21 protein-coding genes and 1 tRNA gene are annotated in these 18,798 nt (G+C 67.5%); 11 read left to right on the top strand and 11 right to left on the bottom strand.

Translation table 11 applies throughout. From position 1 onward, the window contains the following. Positions 1 to 147 precede the first annotated feature (147 nt). Positions 148 to 1,113: a Bug family tripartite tricarboxylate transporter substrate binding protein gene (locus V7S63_RS00110; RefSeq protein WP_336528780.1), complete on the top strand. Its 966-nt coding sequence runs from the start codon at positions 148 to 150 to the stop codon at positions 1,111 to 1,113. A 44-nt stretch (positions 1,114 to 1,157) separates the two neighbouring features. Here V7S63_RS00110 and V7S63_RS00105 read toward each other — a convergent pair whose 3' ends face one another. From V7S63_RS00105 to V7S63_RS00090, 4 genes are all read right to left on the bottom strand, one after another. Further along, the gene (locus tag V7S63_RS00105) at positions 1,158 to 1,721 is read right to left on the bottom strand and encodes a methylated-DNA--[protein]-cysteine S-methyltransferase (RefSeq protein ID WP_336529643.1); all 564 of its coding nucleotides are present in this window, start codon (positions 1,719 to 1,721) and stop codon (positions 1,158 to 1,160) included. A gap of 200 nt (positions 1,722 to 1,921) precedes the next feature. Then, positions 1,922 to 2,878, bottom strand: a complete 957-nt coding sequence (gene msrP / locus V7S63_RS00100) for a protein-methionine-sulfoxide reductase catalytic subunit MsrP (RefSeq protein ID WP_336528779.1) — start codon at positions 2,876 to 2,878, stop codon at positions 1,922 to 1,924. Between the two features lie 116 nt (positions 2,879 to 2,994). After that, complete coding sequence (locus tag V7S63_RS00095; RefSeq protein ID WP_336528778.1) at positions 2,995 to 3,537, bottom strand: SRPBCC family protein; 543 nt, start codon at positions 3,535 to 3,537, stop codon at positions 2,995 to 2,997. Between the two features lie 11 nt (positions 3,538 to 3,548). Beyond that, positions 3,549 to 3,857, bottom strand: coding sequence for a metalloregulator ArsR/SmtB family transcription factor (locus V7S63_RS00090; protein ID WP_091842119.1), 309 nt, complete (start codon positions 3,855 to 3,857; stop codon positions 3,549 to 3,551). 111 nt (positions 3,858 to 3,968) lie between these two features. Between V7S63_RS00090 and V7S63_RS00085 the strand changes: the two genes are divergently transcribed. From V7S63_RS00085 to V7S63_RS00070, 4 genes are read left to right on the top strand one after another with little or no spacing between them, the layout of a single operon-like run. Then, the gene (locus tag V7S63_RS00085; protein WP_336528777.1) at positions 3,969 to 4,913 is read left to right on the top strand and encodes a DMT family transporter; all 945 of its coding nucleotides are present in this window, start codon (positions 3,969 to 3,971) and stop codon (positions 4,911 to 4,913) included. Between the two features lie 12 nt (positions 4,914 to 4,925). Further along, complete coding sequence (locus V7S63_RS00080; RefSeq protein WP_336528776.1) at positions 4,926 to 5,480, top strand: hypothetical protein; 555 nt, start codon at positions 4,926 to 4,928, stop codon at positions 5,478 to 5,480. Then, the gene (locus V7S63_RS00075) at positions 5,470 to 5,979 is read left to right on the top strand and encodes a hypothetical protein (protein ID WP_336528775.1); all 510 of its coding nucleotides are present in this window, start codon (positions 5,470 to 5,472) and stop codon (positions 5,977 to 5,979) included. Before V7S63_RS00080 ends, V7S63_RS00075 begins: the two co-directional genes overlap by 11 nt. Before the next feature lie 17 nt (positions 5,980 to 5,996). After that, complete coding sequence (locus tag V7S63_RS00070; protein ID WP_336528774.1) at positions 5,997 to 7,130, top strand: iron-containing alcohol dehydrogenase; 1,134 nt, start codon at positions 5,997 to 5,999, stop codon at positions 7,128 to 7,130. Positions 7,131 to 7,257: 127 nt separating this feature from the next. Here V7S63_RS00070 and V7S63_RS00065 read toward each other — a convergent pair whose 3' ends face one another. The 3 genes from V7S63_RS00065 to lipB all read right to left on the bottom strand — a co-directional run bounded on the left by V7S63_RS00065 (position 7,258) and on the right by lipB (position 9,941). Beyond that, positions 7,258 to 8,856, bottom strand: coding sequence for a carboxyl transferase domain-containing protein (locus V7S63_RS00065; protein ID WP_442896423.1), 1,599 nt, complete (start codon positions 8,854 to 8,856; stop codon positions 7,258 to 7,260). A 116-nt stretch (positions 8,857 to 8,972) separates the two neighbouring features. Next, positions 8,973 to 9,170 carry a hypothetical protein gene (locus V7S63_RS00060; protein WP_091842296.1) on the bottom strand — a complete coding sequence of 66 codons (198 nt, stop codon included), beginning with the start codon at positions 9,168 to 9,170 and terminating at the stop codon, positions 8,973 to 8,975. Between the two features lie 66 nt (positions 9,171 to 9,236). Continuing rightward, complete coding sequence (gene lipB / locus V7S63_RS00055; RefSeq protein ID WP_091842135.1) at positions 9,237 to 9,941, bottom strand: lipoyl(octanoyl) transferase LipB; 705 nt, start codon at positions 9,939 to 9,941, stop codon at positions 9,237 to 9,239. A gap of 136 nt (positions 9,942 to 10,077) precedes the next feature. Here lipB and V7S63_RS00050 point away from each other — a divergent pair, with 136 nt between their 5' ends. Further along, positions 10,078 to 10,347, top strand: coding sequence for a FliM/FliN family flagellar motor switch protein (locus tag V7S63_RS00050; protein ID WP_336528772.1), 270 nt, complete (start codon positions 10,078 to 10,080; stop codon positions 10,345 to 10,347). Positions 10,348 to 10,354: 7 nt separating this feature from the next. On the opposite strand, the gene V7S63_RS00045 is transcribed toward V7S63_RS00050, so the two are convergent. Further along, complete coding sequence (locus V7S63_RS00045; protein ID WP_336528771.1) at positions 10,355 to 11,209, bottom strand: 2-keto-4-pentenoate hydratase; 855 nt, start codon at positions 11,207 to 11,209, stop codon at positions 10,355 to 10,357. 234 nt (positions 11,210 to 11,443) lie between these two features. On the opposite strand from V7S63_RS00045, the gene V7S63_RS00040 reads away from it, so the two are divergent. The 3 genes from V7S63_RS00040 (at position 11,444) to V7S63_RS00030 (ending at position 14,142) form a co-directional block, all read left to right on the top strand. Then, positions 11,444 to 11,528, top strand: a tRNA-Leu gene (locus tag V7S63_RS00040). 181 nt (positions 11,529 to 11,709) lie between these two features. Next, complete coding sequence (gene mgtE / locus V7S63_RS00035) at positions 11,710 to 13,116, top strand: magnesium transporter (protein ID WP_336528770.1); 1,407 nt, start codon at positions 11,710 to 11,712, stop codon at positions 13,114 to 13,116. An 87-nt stretch (positions 13,117 to 13,203) separates the two neighbouring features. Further along, positions 13,204 to 14,142, top strand: coding sequence for a glycoside hydrolase family 25 protein (locus V7S63_RS00030; RefSeq protein ID WP_336528769.1), 939 nt, complete (start codon positions 13,204 to 13,206; stop codon positions 14,140 to 14,142). 3 nt (positions 14,143 to 14,145) lie between these two features. Here V7S63_RS00030 and V7S63_RS00025 read toward each other — a convergent pair whose 3' ends face one another. After that, complete coding sequence (locus tag V7S63_RS00025; protein ID WP_336528768.1) at positions 14,146 to 14,865, bottom strand: CDP-alcohol phosphatidyltransferase family protein; 720 nt, start codon at positions 14,863 to 14,865, stop codon at positions 14,146 to 14,148. A gap of 104 nt (positions 14,866 to 14,969) precedes the next feature. On the opposite strand from V7S63_RS00025, the gene V7S63_RS00020 reads away from it, so the two are divergent. Together V7S63_RS00020 and V7S63_RS00015 are read left to right on the top strand one after the other, a co-directional pair. Continuing rightward, complete coding sequence (locus tag V7S63_RS00020; RefSeq protein ID WP_336528767.1) at positions 14,970 to 15,956, top strand: glycoside hydrolase family 25 protein; 987 nt, start codon at positions 14,970 to 14,972, stop codon at positions 15,954 to 15,956. A 73-nt stretch (positions 15,957 to 16,029) separates the two neighbouring features. Continuing rightward, positions 16,030 to 17,025, top strand: a complete 996-nt coding sequence (locus V7S63_RS00015) for a CorA family divalent cation transporter (RefSeq protein WP_336528766.1) — start codon at positions 16,030 to 16,032, stop codon at positions 17,023 to 17,025. A 16-nt stretch (positions 17,026 to 17,041) separates the two neighbouring features. Here V7S63_RS00015 and V7S63_RS00010 read toward each other — a convergent pair whose 3' ends face one another. Continuing rightward, positions 17,042 to 17,695: an alpha/beta fold hydrolase gene (locus tag V7S63_RS00010; protein ID WP_336528765.1), complete on the bottom strand. Its 654-nt coding sequence runs from the start codon at positions 17,693 to 17,695 to the stop codon at positions 17,042 to 17,044. A 125-nt stretch (positions 17,696 to 17,820) separates the two neighbouring features. After that, on the bottom strand, positions 17,821 to 18,798 hold a 978-nt coding region (locus tag V7S63_RS00005), incomplete at its 5' end, for an autotransporter outer membrane beta-barrel domain-containing protein (protein ID WP_336528764.1).

Genomic DNA, 18,798 nt, shown 5'->3' with positions numbered 1-18,798 from the left:
TAGCCGTTGTCCGCTGACGGCAGCGGGCCTCCATGTCCTGCATACAAAATTCCGCATACACCCTTGCCGCTGAAACAAGAGCGCTCTACTCCTTGCATGCAAGAAGCCGGGACAAGCTCGGCAATGACAAAGCATGGGAGGAGTACGATGAAGGGTTTCCGCAGGTTCGCTCTGGCTGTAGCCACGCTCGCGATCGGCGCGGCGCCGGCCTTCGCCTTCCCGGATCGGCCGGTGCAGTTGATCGTGCCCTGGGCGGCCGGTGGCGGCATGGACGCGGTGATGCGCATCTTCGCCAACGGGCTCGAGGCCGAGCTGAAGCAGCCGGTCAACGTCATCAACCGCACCGGCGGCGGCGGCGTCACGGGCCATACCGCGATCGCGACCGGCGCGGCGGACGGCTACACCATCGGCGGCGTCAGCCCGGAGCTCTCGTTCTTCAAGACGCTCGGCCTCGGTGACCTGACGGTCGACAGCGTCGACATGTTCTCGCGCGTCTCGCTGATTCCCGCGGGCGTCACGGTCAAGGCGGACGCGCCCTACAAGACCGTGGCCGACTTCCTCAAGGCGGTGAAGGAGAGCCCGAAGGGCACCTTCACCTCGTCCGGCACCGGCACCGGCGGCTCTTGGCACATCGCCTCGGGCGGGCTGATGAAGGCGGCCGGCCTGCCGGCCGACCAGATCCGCTGGGTGCCGAGCAATGGCGGCGCTCCGGCGCTGCAGGATCTCGCCGCCGGCGGCATCACCGCCTTCACCGGCTCGCCGATCGAAGCCAAGGCGATGCTCGACGGCGGGCGCGTGCGCACCATCCTGATGATGACCGAGGAGCGTCACCCGAACTTCCCCGACGTGCCCAGCGCCAAGGAAGCCGGCCTCGACTGGACCTATCAGAACTGGTTCGCCATCGCCGCCCCCAAGGGCGTGCCGGCCGATCGCCGCAAGATCCTCTACGAGGCGGCAGAACGCACGATGAAGCGCGAGGATGTCCGCAAGGGCATGGCCGATCGCGGCATCACCCCGGTCTGGGACACGCCGGCGCAGTTGCAGGACTATGTGAAGACCTTCAGCGAGCGCGGCAACGGCGTGCTGAAGGATCTGGGCCTGGCGAAGAACTGACGGCCGACACCGAACGGGCTCGCTGCACAGCAGCGGGCCCTGCTTTACCGCAGCCGCGCCTGCAGCGGCAGATCGCCGAACAGTGACGGCTCGGCGCTGGTGCGCGCCTTCTCGATCGTCAGGATCCTGAGCTTGGTCTCGACGCCACCATCGGCCGAAAAGCCGCCGGTCTTGCCTCCCGCGGCGAGCACGCGATGGCAGGGCACGATGATCGGGATCGGGTTCTGGCCGAGCGCGACACCGACGGCCCGCGCCGCCCCGGGCTCGCCGATCCGCGCCGCCACCTCGCCATAAGTCAGGGTCTCGCCGGGCGGGATTGCCAATGCCACGGCGTAGACGCGCCGGTTGAATTCGGGCGTGGCCGAGAGATCGATCGGCAGATGCGAGAGGTCGCGCTGCTCGCCGGCCAACAGGGCCACGACCTCGGCGATCGCCTGCCGCACGAAGGTAGGCGGCTCGGCCTCGACGCTGTCTGGAAAGCGCCGCCCCAGCCGCCGCCGGGCGGCATCTTCGTCGCGCTCGGGCAATTGCGCCGCGACGATGCGCTCGCCCTGCCAGACCAGGGCGCAGGTGCCGATCGCGGTGGTGAAGAGACAGAAGTTCTGCATGAACGGACGATAGCGCGGCAGCGGGCTCCAGGGCACCCGATTCCTGCCGTCTCCATCATTTGTCGTCCCGGGCGGAGCGAAGCGTAGACCCGGGATCCATTCCGGAACCTTTTTCGGAAAGGCTCCGGAATGGATCCCGGATCGGCGCGGCTATCGCCGCTTGTCCAGGATAACTTGGTTGGGAAGGGAGAAAGCCCGGCTCACGCCCAGAGCCGTTCCTTCTCCAGTCCCTTGTAGAGATCGGCCACCTGCTCGGCATAGCCGTTGAACAGCAGCGTCGGCTTGCGATCGCGCGTGCCCAGCACCTGCTCGCTGGCCTGGCTCCAGCGCGGATGCGAGACCTCCGGGTTCACATTGGCCCAGAAGCCGTATTCCGAGGCCTGAAGACCCTCCCAGAAGGTCTTCGGCCGCTCGGCGACGAAGCTGATCTTGCTGATCGATTTGACCGACTTGAAGCCGTATTTCCACGGCGTGATCAGCCGCAGCGGCGCACCGTGCTGGGTCGGGATCGGCTTGCCGTAGATGCCGGTCACCATCAGCGTCATGTCATGCGTCGCCTCGGCCATGGTCAGCCCCTCGGTGTAGGGCCAGGGATACCAGCGCTGCGACTGGCCGGGAGCCATCTTGGGATTCATGAACGTCTGCATCTGGACGTATTTTGCGCCCGAGAGCGGCTTTGCCAGCGCGACCAGCTCCTTCAGCGGGAAGCCGGTCCACGGCACCGCCATCGACCAGGCCTCGACGCAGCGGAAGCGATAGAGCCGCTCCTCCAGCGTGACCTTCCTGATCAGGTCGTCGAAGCCGATCTCGAACGGCTTCTCGACCAGCCCGTCGATCGTGATCGTCCAGGGCCGCGTGACCAGCCGCTTCGACGCGGCGGCCACCTCTTTGGAGGTGCCGAACTCGTAGAAGTTGTTGTAGTTCGCCGCCAGTTCCTCGTCGGTCACCGGCCGGTCGAGCGTGTAGGCCGCGTTGCGCTTGGCAGGGTAGAGGTCGAGCGTCGGATCGGCACCCTGCGCACCGGCGGCCTGCGGCAAGGCGGCACCGGCGATGGCGCCGGCACTGCCGGCGAGCCATTGCCGGCGATTGAGGAAGACGGCTTCCGGTGTCGCCTGGCTTTCGGGCATCTCCCAGCCGGCGCGACGCTTGATCAACATGACGGACATACTCCGTTGCAACGGAGCAAGTTTAGCCGATCCGACACCCTAGGACCAAGTCACGAGCGGGAGAGCAGCTCACCCGCTCGGTCAAAACCAGCGCAAATCGACCGTTGTCAGTCCGGCTGATCGGCGTACCGCTCGGCGTAGTCCGCCTCGAGCCCTTCGATCTTCGACCAGAAGCCGCGTGGCGGATCGCCGGCGAGCCTGTCTTCCAGGATGCCGAGATGGGCGTGCCAGCCGCCGGAGACGTCGATCATCTCGGCCTTGCCGGCGAGCTTGCGATGCGTCAGCACCAGCCTGACCTTGTCGCCCTCGGGGATGAGCTCGAAGGTCGCCTCCGAGGTTGCGTCGCCCTCGCCCGGCCAGGTCATCGCCAGCACCGTCATCGGCTCGTAGCGCGTGACGGTTCCCTTCGACGGCCAGCCCTTGTCGTTCATCTCGCGATAGCGCTCGGGCGGTGGCTCGCTGGTGATTTGCGAGTGCTTGAACAGAAGATCGGCCTTGCCGCCGACGCGTGGCTCGATCTCGCCCGAGGCCAGCCAGGTGCCGCGCTTGTCGGACTCGGTGAGATAGGACCAGACCCGTTCGAGCGGGCCGGGCAGGAGCCGCTCGAAGCGGACCGCGCCGCTCTCCAGGACCACGCCATGTTCGTTCATCACGCCTCTCCTCAGTCGTCGTCGGGCTTTGCGAGTTCTCGTTCCAGGCGGTCCAGCCCGGCATTCCAGAAGCCGCGCACCTGCCGGACCCAGGCATCGAAGGCATCGAGCCCGTCGGGATCGAGCCGGTAGATCCGGCGCTGGCCGCTGACTTCGACGCTGACCAGCCCCGCCTCCTTCAGCACCTTGAGATGCTGCGAGATCGCCGGCGCGCTCATGGCGAACTGCGCGGTGATCTCGCCGGCCGCCATGGCGCGCCGGCCGAGCATCTCGACGATGCGGCGGCGGGTCGGGTCAGCCAGGGCCGTGAAGCGATCCATGGCTTTTATTTAATGTATCACTTAATTAAGTCAATGCAAAAATATGGGACACACCGATGGCGCGCCCTCCCCTTGCATGCACGTCGCTTGTGGTTGCGGCGGTTGCAGGTCATGAAGGGCGCCCCGTACGCCGCCTCCCACGAGACCATGCCCAGCCGAAACGCCACGCTCGCCGGCATCCTGATGATGCTGCTCGGCATCCTCCTGTTCTCGATCAACGACGTGATGGGGAAATGGCTGGTCGCGACCTATACAGTCGGCCAGGTGCTGCTGCTGCGCTCGGCTGCGGCGCTGCTGGTGATCGTGCCTTTCGTCCTGAAGCAGGGTGTGCAGCGCACGCTGCGGCCGGAGCGGCCCGGTTTGCAGCTGCTGCGCGTCATGCTCGGCTCCTGCGAGGTCGCGCTGTTCTACTGGGCAGTGTCCTATCTGCCGCTCGCCGACACAATGACGCTCTGGCTGGCGGCGCCGGTCTGGGCGGTGGTTCTGGCGGCGCTGCTGCTAGGCGAGCGCGTCGATGCCGGGCGCTGGCTTGCGGTCGTCGCCGGTTTCGTCGGCGTCGCGATCGCGCTCAACCCGTCCGGCCAGAGCTTTTCCCTGCCGGCGATCATCGCGCTGGTCGGCAGCTTCTCCTTCGCGGCGATGATGATCACGGGCCGGCAATTACGCGGCACGCCCGACGTCACGCTGGTGTTCTGGCAGACGCTCGGCGCGCTGGTGATGGGTCTTCTGCTCCTGCCCTTCGGCTGGGTGACGCCGAGTCTCGCCGATCTCGGCCTGCTCGGCCTGCTCGGCATCGTCGCCATGGTCGCGCATATCTGCGTGACGCGCTCGCTCAAGCTGGCCGAGGCTTCGGTTGTCGTACCCTATCAGTACACGCTGATCGTCTGGGCGCTGGTCTTCGGCTGGTTCGTCTTCGGCGACTGGCCGACACCGGCCATGCTGTTCGGCGCCGCGCTGATCATCGCCGCCGGCCTTGCCCTGCTCGTGCTCGAGCGGCGGGCGAGCAGCACGGCCTCTGACACCGCCAAGGAGCGTGTTACGATCGAGCAGAACTGATCCGGAGACGCGATGGCAGAGGCTGCGAAACCGCCGGATTTCTGGAACTGGCTCGGCGCCGCGATCTCCCTCGTCCTCGGCCTCTGGCTGCTCGTTGCCGGCTGGCGCACCCTGCCGCTGGCGCGCGGCGACCTCTTCGTCGCCGACCATGTCGGCCCGATGAGCTACAGCACGCCGCTGATCCGCGTCAGCTCGGGGCGCCGCGGGACGACGACCTATCGCACGCAGGACCTCTGGCTCGCCGCTATCCGCGACGACGGGCGATACAACTACCGGCGGCTCTACCGGCCCGCCCGCGGCCTCTGGGTCGACGACATCGACCGGCTCGACCGAGACCAGCAGGTCCGCTTCCTGGTCGATCCCGATCGCCAGCTGGTTTACGAGGCGACCTCGCGCGGCAAGACCTTCCTCGCCTATGACGACACCGCCGAGACGCTGACCGGCGGCGCACGGCGCTCGTTCCTATTCGGCTTCGGCCTGCTTGCCGGCGCAATCTGGCACCTGTGGCCGCTGGCCTCGCGCTACTGGCGCGAACGGCAAGGCGCCGGCGAAGCCAATGGCGGCTGAGAAGGCGGAAACAGGGCCATTCTGGTGGGCGGGGGTCGCAACCCTTGGCCTCGTCTTCCTCGCCTATGGCTACGGCATCCTGCCCGTCACACGCGACCGGCTCGTCGCGATCGAGCTGGAAGCGCCCCTGCCGGTCCGGCAGGTGTTGATCGAGCTCAGCGGGCGCAACCCCGACAGTTACTATACCCAGTATGTCGACGCCTCCCTGCCCGATCGCGGCAAGGTCGTGATCAGGCCGGTCGCCAAGGTCCTCATCCCCGAGATCGAGAGCCTGAAGCGCGGCCAGGTCCGCTTCCTCGTCGACCCGGCCAGTCTGCGAATCTACGAAGCCGCCATCGATGGCCGCATCGTCCAATCCTATGCGGGCTCGGCCGGCCGGCAGCGCAGCCATGCCTTTATCGCGCTGGGTGCCGGGGTGTTCTGCGTCTGCGTCGGGGCTCTGGGGCTGGCGCCGCTGCCCCAGGCGCGCGACAAAAAGCAGGCCCGCCCGAAAAGCTGAGCGGGCGGGAGGACTTTATGGCGACGATCACCTATCTGACCACCGTCCAGTTCGGCTTCGGCGAGCTCAAGACCATCGCCCCCGGCCTGACCGACTTGAAGATCGCGCGCCCGCTGATCGTCGCCGATCGCGGCCTGGCAGCGACCGACCTGATCCAGCGCCTGCGCTCCGCCTCGCCGCTGCTCGGCAATGCCCCGCTCTTCGTCGACACTCCCACCAACCCGACCGAGGAAGCGGTCGAAGCCGCGCTGGCGCTTTATCGCGAGCACGACTGCGACGGCCTCGTCGCCATCGGCGGCGGCTCGCCGATCGACCTCGCCAAGGGCGTCGCCTTGCTCGCCGGCCATGACGGCCCGCTCGAAACCTATGCCGCGATCCTCGGCGGCATCCCGAAGGTGACGGGCAAGGTCGCGCCGGTGATCGCGGTGCCGACCACCGCCGGCACTGGCAGCGAGGTCGGCCGCGCCGCGCTGATCACGCTGAAGGACGGCCGCAAGCTCGGCTTCATCTCGCCGCACCTGATCCCGAAGCTCGCCATCTGCGATCCCGAGCTGACTCTCGGTCTGCCGGCCATGCTGACCGCCGCCACCGGCATGGATGCGCTGACCCATTGCATCGAGACCTATCTGAGCCCGCGAGAGAACCCGCCAGCCGAGGCGATCGCGCTCGACGGGCTGAAGCGCGCCGCGCTCAATATCGAGCGGGCGACCAAAGACGGCTCCGACCGCGAGGCCCGCAAGGAGATGCTGATGGCGGCCCTGCAGGGCGGCCTCACCTTCCAGAAGGGGCTCGGCGCCGTCCATGCCCTCTCCCACCCGCTCGGTGGCCTGAAGCAGGTCTCGCTGCATCACGGCACGCTCAACGCCGTGCTGCTGCCGGCGGTCCTGAGCTTCAACGAGCAGGCCTCCGGCGCGAAATATGCCGAGATGCGCCGCGTGCTCGGCCTCTCCGCCGACGCCGACCTCGCCGCCTGGGTCGCCGGGCTGACGCAGCGCCTTGGCCTGCCGGGCTCCCTGTCGCAGATGGGCGTGCCGCGCGATGTGCTGCCGGCCATCGCCGAGGCAGCGACGCAAGACCATTCGAGCGCGACCAATCCACGGCAGGCCAGCGCGGCGGATTATCTGGCGATGCTGGAAGCGTCGTTCGGGTAACGCTACCCCGGCGTCATTCTCGGCCGAAGCGAAGCGCAGAGCCGAGAATCTCAGGACGATCAGGTACTCGTTGGAGTCTCACCTTGCCTGAGATGCCCGGGTCCAGCCCGGGCATGACGCCCGATGATCACATCCGGAACACGCCGAAGCGCGTCTCCGGCACCTCGGCGTTGAGGCAGGCGGAGAAGGCGAGCGCCAGCACGCGGCGCGTCTCGGAAGGCAGGATGATGCCGTCGTCCCAGAGCCGGGCGGTGGCGTAATAAGGCGAGCCTTCCGATTCGATCTTGTCGCGGATCGGCGCCTTGAAGGCTTCTGCGTCCTCGGCGCTCCAGGGCTTGCCCTCGGCTTCGAGATTGTCGCCGCGTACGGTCGCGAGCACGCTCGCCGCCTGCTCGGCACCCATCACCGAGACCTTCGAGTTCGGCCAGGCGAACAGGAAGCGTGGCGAGTAGGCGCGCCCGCACATGCCGTAATTGCCGGCACCGAACGAGCCGCCGACCAGCACGGTGATTTTCGGCACGCGGGCCGAGGCGACCGCCGTCACCAGCTTGGCGCCGTCCTTGGCGATGCCGCGCGTCTCGGCCTCGCGCCCGACCATGAAGCCGGTGATGTTCTGCAGGAACAGCAGCGGGATACGGCGCTGGCAGCAGAGCTCGATGAAATGCGCGCCCTTGAGCGCGCTCTCCGAGAACAGGATGCCGTTATTGGCGATGATGCCGACCGGAATGCCGTGGATGCGGGCAAAGCCCGTGACCAACGTCGAGCCGTAGAGCGGCTTGAACTCGTCGAGCTGCGAGCCGTCGACCAGCCGGGCGATGATCTCGCGGGCATCGTACTGCTTCTTCAGATCGGTCGGCACGACGGCGTCGAGCTCGTCCGCGCCATAGAGCGGTTCGACCGTCTCGGCGAGGTCGATGTCCGGCCGCTTGACGCTGTTGAAATTGCTGGCGATGCGGCGCGCGATCGCGAGCGCATGGGTGTCGTCGCCGGCATAATGATCGGCGACGCCCGAGAGCCGGGCATGGACATCGGCGCCGCCGAGGTCCTCGGCCGAGACGACCTCGCCGGTCGCGGCCTTCACCAGCGGCGGGCCTCCCAGGAAGATCGTGCCCTGATTCCTGACGATGACGGTCTCGTCCGACATTGCCGGCACATAGGCGCCGCCGGCGGTGCAGGAGCCCATCACCACGGCGATTTGCGGGATGCCGAGCCCCGACAGCGTCGCCTGATTGTAGAAGATCCGGCCGAAATGTTCGCGATCCGGGAAGACCTCGGTCTGGTGCGGCAGGTTCGCACCGCCCGAATCGACCAGATAGATGCAGGGCAGCCTGTTCTCGCGCGCGATCTCCTGGGCGCGCAGGTGCTTCTTCACCGTCATCGGGTAATAGGTGCCGCCCTTGATGGTGGCGTCGTTGCAGACGACCATCACCTCGCGCCCGGCGACCCGGCCGATGCCGGCTATCATTCCGGCACCATGCACGTCCTTGTCGTACATGTCGTAAGCGGCGAGCGAGCCGATCTCGAGGAAGGCCGAGCCGGGATCGAGCAGGCGCAGCACGCGTTCCCTGGGCAGCAATTTCCCGCGCGAGGTATGGCGCTCGCGCGAGCGGGCATTGCCGCCGAGCGCGGCGGTCGCGCGCCGTTCCAGCAATTGGTCGCGCAGCGCGCTCCAGGCCGCGACATTGGTGCGCGCCTCGGCCGAATTGAGATCGACCTTGCTCTCGATGACCGCCACGGCGCGCTCCCTCACGATAATTCTTCAGTGCGGGTTATGGCGCGCCGCAGCCAAAAGGCAAACAGGCGACGGCGCGCAGATGCGCCGTGCGCGATTTGACCGGAACGCTATTCCCGCATCCGCTTGACCGAGCCGGTCACGGTCGGAGCGGCGAAGGCGCCGACCGCCCCGCCCGCGACGGCGCCGATCGGTCCGCCGATGATCGCGCCGGTTCCGGCGCCGGCAGCAGCGCCGGCGATGCGTTCCTCGGTGGTGGTGCAGGCTGAAAGCAGGGCCGCCAGGCAGCCCGCGAAGATGATCCTCATCGTCATCGTCCCCATGGTTTCGTCACGGGGCAAGCATCCCGGCGGATGGTCAACGCGAGGTAAACGTCAGGGAACGGCCACCGTAGGCCCGAAAATCCGCTCGAACTCGGCCCTGAGCGCGCTGTCGACCTCGGGCATCGTCACCGGCAGGCCCAGATCGACCAGCGAGGTCACGCCCTGATCGGAGACGCCGCAGGGCACGATGCCGTCGAAATGCGCCAGCTCCGGCTCGACATTGAGCGAGATGCCATGGAACGAGACCCAGCGCCGGACGCGGATGCCGAGCGCTGCGATCTTGTCCTCGGCGCCCTGCCCCTTTTCCGGCCGGCGCACCCAGACGCCAACGCGCTCCTCGCGCCGCTCGCCGCGGATGTTGAAGGCTCCGAGCGTCCCGATCAGCCAGGCTTCCAGCGCCGAGACGAAGCGGCGCAGGTCGGGCTCGCGCCGCTTCAAGTCGAGCATCACGTAAGCCACGCGCTGGCCGGGGCCATGATAGGTGAATTGCCCACCGCGGCCGGTCCTATGCACGGGAAAGCGCTCCGGCGTCAGCAGGTCCTCGTCCCTGGCCGAGGTGCCGGCAGTGTACAGCGCGGGATGCTCGACCAGCCAGACGCGCTCGCGCGCAGCGCCATCCGCGATCAAAGCGGCACGGGCCTCCATCTCGGTGACGGCTGCCTCATAGCCGACCGGCTCGTCGGCGATCACCCATTCCACCGGCTCGGAACCCGCCTCAGGCAGGAACGAAACCGACAATGCCTCGCGGGTCTTCACTTTGGCTTAACCTAGTTTGTTCAACTCTTGGAAACCGGTCAGGCGCCCATGTCGCTTCGCCGCTGCTCATGCGCCGGTTTCCGCGTCGCTGGCAAGTTCGTGGAATTGTTTTCAGCTAAGTCTGCGGAGGCAGCTTTTGAAGGCCGATCTCGACAACGTCGCGGTAGAGCTCACTGTCGTGCTCGGCTCGGCCCAGATGCCGATCTACAAGCTGCTGCGCATGGGCCGCGGCGCGATCATCGAGCTCAACGCGACCGAGAACGACGAGGTCCAGATCCTCGCCAACAACCATCCCTTCGCCAAGGGCCATGTCGTCGTCGCCGGCAGCCGCATCTCGGTCGAGATCACCGAGATGCTGATGCGCCCGACCGTTTATACGCTCGAAACCGTCGCCGACGGGGCCTGAGCGATACTCACTCGAACTGGACGCTGACCTTCGGCGTCCCCGCGAATCCTTCATAACGGACGGTGACCTGCTGGCCCGGCTTCGGCGGCGTCAGCGGCGAGAACGAGCCGACGCTGATCAGGTCGCCTGCCGCCAGCTTGCGGCCGCTCTTCGCCAGGTCCTGCACGAGCCAGATCACCGAATTCAGCGGGTTGCCGAGCGTCGCGGCGCCGGTCCCTTCGGCCAGCGTTGTCCCGCTCGCGTCGGTCGCGACGATCCTGGTCTCGGCGAGCAGCGCCACGGTCGCCGCATCGGCGTTCAGCGGCACCTCGGGGCCGGCGACACCAAAGCGGGCAGCGACATTGATCGCCAGCAACTGCGTGCCGTCGAGCGTCTCGCTCGGCGCCAGCGCCAAATCCGGCAATTCGATGAAGGGGCGCATGCCGGAGATATGGCGCAGCGCTTCCTCGGGCGTCCTGGCGGTGTTGATGCCCTCGTCCTTGACGACGAGCAGCATGTCGGCCTCCCAGACCGGGCGGGCGCCATAGGCTGCCGGCAGCTTCGCCCCGTCGTTCAGAATCATCTTCTCGAACAGCACGCCGCTGACCGGCCCATCGGCCTTGAAGCGCTCCTGCACCGCCTTGGCTGTGAGCCCGGCCTTGTAGCCGACGACCTTGCCGAGCTTGCCCTGAAGCTCGGCGACGAGCTTGCCGCGCGCACAGGCCGCATCCTCGGGATTCGTCACGGGCAAGGCCTTGGCCGGGCGCTTTCCCTCCCAATCGGCGAAGAAGCCGCTGATCGCGGCCGCGTCGGGACAGGCGGCCTGCGCTGCGCTCGCCATGAGGCAGGTGTGCAGGGCCAGAGCAATGGAACATGCGCGCATCGACGTCCTCCCGTATCCGCTCATGGCCGGCGCGGGAGCGCAGACTGGCGGGGATTATCGCTGAGCTGGCTGCGCATGGAGCGCGCTTGCGGCAGCGTTGTGCCTTGACGATCTCCGGCCGGGCGAACTTCGTCAACAAGACTGTCCGAACAGGGCTTGTCCCGGCTCACGGCTTTTGCTAGACCCGCGCCGCTCCGGAGTTCACGGCCACCACGCGGTGACCTCCGAGCCGCTGCGGTCATGGCGGAATTGGTAGACGCACTACCTTGAGGTGGTAGCGGGGAGACCCGTGGAGGTTCGAGTCCTCTTGACCGCACCAGTTTAGGACGAAGGTCCGCGAAACGGCGATCCGCAAGGGTCGCCGTTTTTCGTTGCGGATGCATCGAATCCCGCCGTGACGCGTTGCCATCAGGCGGAGGCGCTGACACAAGGGCGCTGACGCGCTCAGGCGCGAATCCCCTGCCCCTGAATTCTCCAGCCCTCGAATCGCGGAGCGACCCATGGTGGAAGCCGAGCCCGCTCCTGGCGAGACGCCGGAGCGCAAGGTCCGCGACGAGGATGGCGCGATCGACGCCCGCTTCCTCGAGCAGGTCTCGCAGGCCGTGCTGCTATCCGACGTCACCGCCTTGCGGAAGCTCGTCGCCGAACTCCATGAAGCCGATCTCGGCGACCTGATCGAGGCGCTCGACCAGGATGAGCGGCCCAAGCTGATCTCGCTGCTCGGCAACGATTTCGACTTCGCCGCCTTGACCGAGGTCGACGACGCCGTCCGCGAGGAGATTCTCGACGAGCTCTCGCCCGAGACCGTCGCCGAGGGCGTGCGCGATCTCGACACCGACGATGCCGTCTACATCCTCGAGGACCTCGACGAGGCCGACAAGCGCGAGATCCTCGACAAGCTGACGCCGGCCGAGCGTACGGTGCTGCAGCAGGGCCTCGACTATCCTGAAGGCTCGGCCGGCCGGCGCATGCAGCCCGAGGTGATCGCAGTGCCGCCGTTCTGGACGGTCGGCCACACCATCGATTTCCTGCGCGAGACCGAAGACCTGCCCGAGCGCTTCTTCGAAATCTTCGTGACCGACCCCAGCCACCATTTCGTCGGTACCGTCCCGCTCGACCGCCTGCTGCGCAGCAAGCGCCCGGTCAGCGTCATCGATCTCGTCGAGGACGACCGCCGCGTTGTCCAAGCCACCGACGATGTCGAGGACGTGGCGCGGATGTTCCAGCGCTACAATCTGGTCGCGGCGCCTGTCATCGACGCAGCCGGCCGGCTCGTCGGCGTCATGACCATCGACGACATCGTCGACGTGATCGAGGAAGCCGGCGACGACGACGTCAAGCAGCTCGCCGGCGTCGACGCGGAAGAAGAGATTTCCGATTCGGTGCGCCAGGTTGCGCTCGGCCGCTTTCGCTGGCGCTTCATCAGCCTGGTCGCAGCCTTTATCAGCGCCTCCGTCATGGCGCTGTTCGAGGAGCAGCTCGGCAAGCTGGTCGCGCTCGCCGTGCTCGCACCGATCGTCGCCAGCCAGGGCGGCAATGCCGCGACCCAGACGATGACGGTCGCGGTCCGCGCGCTGGGCACCGGCGAGCTCGGCAGCTGGAACATGGCCCGGTTCTTCCGGCGCGAGATGATCGTCGGCGTGCTCAACGGCGTCGCCTTCGCGCTGATCACCGCGCTGGTCGCCGGCTTCTGGTTCGGCAATCCCACGCTCGGCGTCGTCATCGGTCTTGCGATGGTCGCGACCTTGATCATCGCCGCCCTCGCCGGTGTCGCCGTGCCGCTGGTTCTCGACAAGGCCGGCATCGATCCCGCGATTTCGTCCGGCACCTTCGTCACCACCATCACCGACGTGGTCGGCTTCTTCTCGTTCCTCGGCATCGCGACAGTGCTGCTGCGCCTGTCCTGATCGGACCTGACAGGCTCGAAAAAACCGGTAACGTAAACCGGGCGTCAAGTTTTCTCCGCAATTGTCCGGGAAATGATCGCCCGCCGCATGAAATCCTCGTCTCTGGCCCCCTTCGCGCTGCTCGCCGCCCTGACGGCTCTGGGTGGCTGCGTCGCTTTGGACAATTATCCGTCCAAGGGCGATGCCCGCCCCCATCCCGGCGTCGATGCCGCCAGGCAATATCCGATCCAGGGCATCGATATCTCGCGCTGGCAGGGCGAGATCGACTGGGCCTCGGTCAAGGCCGCCGGCACCCGCTTCGTCTACATCAAGGCGACCGAGGGCGGCGACCATGTCGACCCGGCCTTCCAGCGGAACTGGGAAGGCGCCCGCCGCGCCGGCGTGCCGCGTGGTGCCTATCATTTCGTCTACTGGTGCCGCCCGGCGCATGAGCAGGCGGTCTGGTTCAAGCAGCAGATTCCGAACGATCCCGACGCGCTGCCGCCGGTGCTCGACCTCGAATGGAACGGCCACTCCAAGACCTGCCCGAAGAAGGTCGAGCGCTCGCTGGCGCTGGAGAAGATCCGGTTGATGCTGACCGAGCTCGAGCAGCTCACCGGCAAGAAGCCGGTGATCTACACCGACATCACCTTCCACAAGGACATCCTGGAAGGCGAGTTCAACGACTATCCCTACTGGATCCGCTCCACCGCGGCCAAGCCCGAGGTCCGCTACAACAATCGGCCCTGGGCCTTCTGGCAGTTCACCACCACCGGCCGCGTCCCCGGCATCAAGGGCGATGTCGACCGCAACGCCTTCTATGGCAACGAGGGCGAATTCGCCGGCTGGCGCGAGGGCCGCTTCGACATCGGCACCAGGACTTGGACGCGCGAGCGCAAGGTGCCGCCGCAGCCGACCCCGGGGCCGGAGCATACTCCAGTAGCGATGATGCCGGGCGCGAGCAGGCCGGTCGCGGCCGCCTCCTTCCAGCCGGCGCCGCTCGGCGAGGTCGTAGAGAGCGAAGGACCCGGACCGGATTCCGAATAAGGGCTATCCGCGCGGCATCCTGGCCCGCGCCAGGCCGAGCCCGACGAAGTAGCAGGCCGCCAGCGCAAGCCCGGCCTTGCTCCAGATATCCGGCACCATCCCCTGCCACAGCGTCGCGACCGCGGCGATGCCCCACAGCGCCAGCACGGCCAGCGTCAGCCCGCGCCAGCGCCGCACGCGCACCGGGTGAACGAACACGACCGGCAGGAACATCAAAGCCGTGGCAATCAGGATCACCGCCAGCGCCAGCCAGGCCGGCGGCGCGAAGGCGACGATGTAGAATACGACGATGTTCCAGACCGCCGGGAAGCCGCGGAACCACCAGTCGTCGGTCTTCATGCCGGTGTCGGCGAAATAGAGCGCGCTCGCCAGCGTCACGGCAAGGCCCGCGATCACCCCATAGGGCGCCGCCATCACCTCCGGCCGCAACAGCATCGCCGCCGGCACGAAGACATAGGTGACGAAATCGACGACGAGGTCGAGCAACGCCCCGTCATAACGCTTCGCTCTTTCCTTGACCGCGAAGCGTCGCGCCAGCGGCCCATCAACCGCATCCACCACCAGCGCCACGCCGAGCCAGACGAAAGCCTGGGTCAGGTCGCCGGTGAACACGGCCTGGAGTGCCAGGAAGCCGAGCGCGGCACCGAACGCCGTCAGGACATGAACGCCATAGGCCAGGGCCCGACTGCCCTTGCCGGGATCCTCGCCGCCGGAATCGTCCATCGCCAGCCTCCCGCCGGTTAACCAAGCCTGAAGCCGGCCGCTCGAATGCTAACCACCTCTTAACCCGCCCATCGCCTATCCTTTTCTGCGAAGAGGAGACAAGCATGGCGCCCCGCGCTGAGAACAGACCAGAAGCGCGGCGCAGGGCGAAATCTGCCGGCCAGCTGGCGATCTGCGCCCTGCTCGGCCTGTTCGGTGCCGAGCCAGCTTTGGCGCTTTATCCCAAGAAGGGCGATTCCGATCCCCATGGCGGGGTGCGCGATGCGCGCCGCCGCGTGATCCAAGGCATCGATGTCTCGCGCTGGCAGGACGATATCGATTGGCAGAAGGTCAAGGATGCCGGCACCCGCTTCGCCTTCATCAAGGCGACCGAGGGCGGCGACCATCTCGACCCGATGTTCAGGAAGAACTGGGCCGGGGCGAAGGCGGCCGGCGTGCCGCGCGGCGCCTATCATTTCGTCTACTGGTGCCGGCCGGCCAAGGACCAGGTTCGCTGGTTCAAGCGCCATATCCCGCGCGATCCCGACGCGCTGCCGCCGGTGCTCGATGTCGAGTGGAACGGCGAATCCGCCAAATGCGGCAAAAAGATCCCGCGCGAGAAGGCGCTCGCCAAGATCCGCGAGATGCTGAGAGGGCTGCAGGAGCACACCGGCAAGAAGCCGATCATCTATACCGACATCACCTTCCACGAGGATGTGCTGGAAGGCGAGTTCAACGACCATCCCTACTGGCTGCGCTCGACCGCCGCCCCGCTGCACCATCGCTATGAGCGCAAGCAGTGGGAGTTCTGGCAATTCACCACGACCGGCCGCGTGCCGGGCATCACCGGCGACGTCGACCGCAACGCCTTCTTCGGCTCCGAGCACGAATTCGCCGCCTGGCGCGATGGGCGCTACGACATCGGTGCCCGCAAATGGCGCGGCGGCGAGCCCAAGGTCGCGACCACACCCAAGCCACCGGCCACGCCGGCCGGCCTGAGGACGCCGAAAGCGGCCGGCGGCACGCCGCTGAAATTCCTGCCGCCCGGCAAGATTCCGAAATCGGCGCAGGCGCGCGAGATCGCCGCGACGGGGTCGATCGCCCGCGACTGACGGCGAGCGTCGTGAAACCGTCATCTGGCGGTGCTGATGCGAGCGCATCGTCATCGCATTGGTCGACACTCCGATGTTGCCTGACCTCCACTCGCAGACCGGCATCGTCTGGGCCTATCGCTTCACTGCGGATGGCACGCCGAGACTCATCCCCCGCGACGAAGCGCCGACGCTGGCGCCGGAAGACGGCTTCGTCTGGCTGCATCTCGACCTCGTCCACACCAGGGCCCAGGCCTGGATCGACGAGCGCAAGGAATTGCCGCCGGCGGCGCGCGAGCTCCTGCTCTCGCGCGAGACGCATCAGCGGCTCGACCATTCCGCCAGCCTGGTCTGGGGCATTGCCCACGACCTGACCCGCGACATCGTCGACCGTACCGACACTGTCGGCACCCTCGCCTGGGCTGTCGGCGAACGCTTCCTGCTGACCGGGCGGCGTGAGGCGCTGCAATCGGTCCGCAAGGCGGTCGAGGCGCTCAATGCCGGCGAACAGATCGGCTCTCCGGCCGAGCTGTTCGAGCATCTCATCGAATATCTGATCGACGACGTCACCGACGCAGTCGTGCGCCTCTCCGACGAGACCGACAGCATCGAGGACCAGATCCTGCTCGACAGGCTGGAGGACGGTCCGCAGCGCGTCGGCTCCGTGCGCCGCTCGGCCGTGCAGCTGCACCGCCAGCTCGCCGGCCTGCACTTGCTGTTCCGGCGCTTCGCCGAGACCCCGTCAGGACGCTCGGCCCCGGAAACGGTGCGGGCGGCAGCACTCCGGCTCCTGCTGCGGGTCGATACCTTGCGCCAGGACATCCAGTCGGTGCAGGACCGCGCCCGGCTGCTCCAGGACGAGATCGCCGTGCGCTCGGCCAACCAGACCAACCGGCAGCTCTACACGCTCTCGATCCTGACCGCGCTCTTCCTGCCGGCAACCTTCATCACCGGCCTGTTCGGCATCAATGTGAAGGGCCTGCCCTGGGTGGAATGGGACCTTGGCGCCGGCTTGGTCACCCTCGCCTGCCTCGGCGCGTCGCTGCTGACCCTGTTCCTGCTCCGCCGCCGCGGCGTGATCGGGCGCTAGCAGCGATCACAGGCCGTCAAACCTGCGTCAGCAGAACCTCGACCAGGGCCTCCGGGTTCAGCCGTGCGACGTTGTGCCCGCAATCGAAGGCGAAGGTCGACCACTCCGGATCGCGACTCAGGCGTTCATGGAGATCCCGGAACGGGCTTCCCTCCCAGCCGAAGGCGCCGATGAAGGTCTTGCGCGGCACCTCGCGCCAGCGCCCGTTGAGAGTGATCGCCTGGAGAAAGGTCCCGATCGGATGCGGCCGGCAGCGCGGGTCGAGATGGGCGGGCGGCGCGCAAGTGAGGCCATCGGCCGTCGCTCCCGCGATGAAGACATCCCGGAAACGCGGTGTCGTCAGCGACCAGAGCGAGTCGCCGTCATCAGGCACATAGGCATCGACATAGACCAGCGCCCGGATCTGGGACGACACGGCATCGGCCGCTCCGCTCACGACCATGCCGCCATAGGATTGTCCGACGAGGATCACGTCGCCGCGCTGCGCCCTCACCACATCGACGAGCTCGTCGATGTGACTATCGAGATTGGCCGTCGGGGCAGGCGCGTCACCGAGGCCGGACAGCGTGACCGGCAGGGCCTTGTGCCCGTGCGCAGCGAGCAGCTCAGCCACTTTTTCGTAGACCCAGCCGCCCTGCCAGCCTCCGGGTATCAGGACAAAGCTCGCCATCGCGATCACCTCTGAGTTCGACGCCCGCGATGCTTCGGCAGCTTTTGGTCGACATTGAGACGATAGCTCCGGCCGACTGTTCCGAATGTCCGCAAGGGCGGAATTCAGTTTTTTGACGTCCTGCCTCAGAACCGCATCTCGACCCTGCCCTTGAGGGCGTGGTCTCTGGAGCGCTCCCCGATGGCGGCGGAGTAGGTCAGGCCGAGCGCGGTGGCCTGCGATATCCGCCAGTCGAGCCCGGCCTCGGCGACGAGGGCCTCGCGGTCGATCGGGGCGGCGAAGACGGTGGCCGGGGTGGTGCCGGCGACGAAGGCGGTGCGGGCCTGCGGGGTGAGATCGCCAAAGCCATGGCGCCAGCCGAGCATGACCCGCGCGAACAGCGGCATCGCCCCGATCTGCGCCTCGGCGCGGACGCCGAGCGTGGTGAAGCCGAGCGTCTGGTCACTGGAGAGCACCCGCAAGGCCGCCGCGCCGCCACGCTCCGTGCCGGCATCGGTCGAGACCCGGATCAGCGCCAGCTGTGCGAAGGGCTCCAGCGCGATGCCCTGGAAGGCGAAGCCGTAGCCGAGCTCGGCAAAGCCCTGCGCGACCTGCCCCGGACGCTGCAGGCGCAGCAGGTCGCCAAAGCCGCGGATCTGGACCTGGCGGCGGATGTCGCTCTCCGACCAGGTGTAGGCCGCGCCGGCATCGAGGCGAAGGTTGCCGAAGCGGGCGCCGGCATAGAGTGCGGCATGGCCACTTTCGAGCTTGCCGCTGGAAAGCCTAGCATCGAGATCGAAGCGCGACTGGCTGTAGCCGCCGGCGACGCCGAGCTTCAGCGACGAGCCCGGTGCGTCGTAGACCATCAGGTCGGCCCCGAGCAGGGCCCCGCCGCTGCGGCGGCTCAGGCTGGCGGCGTTGCCGTCGCCGTCGCTGTTGCCGGTGCCGCCGAAGGCCGTGCCCCAGAGGGCGTAGCGCGGCTGCGGCAGCGGGGCCGGCATCACGACACCGCTTTTGCGGCCGGGCAGATCGGCGCTGAAGGCGCCTGCGACCTGCTGCCCCGGCGCGGTCAGCAGCGGGCCGCGCAGATGGCCGAGGATCGTATCGCGCACCAGCCGGCTCTC

Source organism: Allobosea sp. CCNWLY174 (assembly GCF_037120455.1).
GTDB classification, from domain to species: domain Bacteria; phylum Pseudomonadota; class Alphaproteobacteria; order Rhizobiales; family Beijerinckiaceae; genus Allobosea; species Allobosea lupini.
The sequence above is the reverse complement of the archived record's forward strand: the minus strand, read 5'-3'. Positions and strand labels throughout refer to the sequence as shown.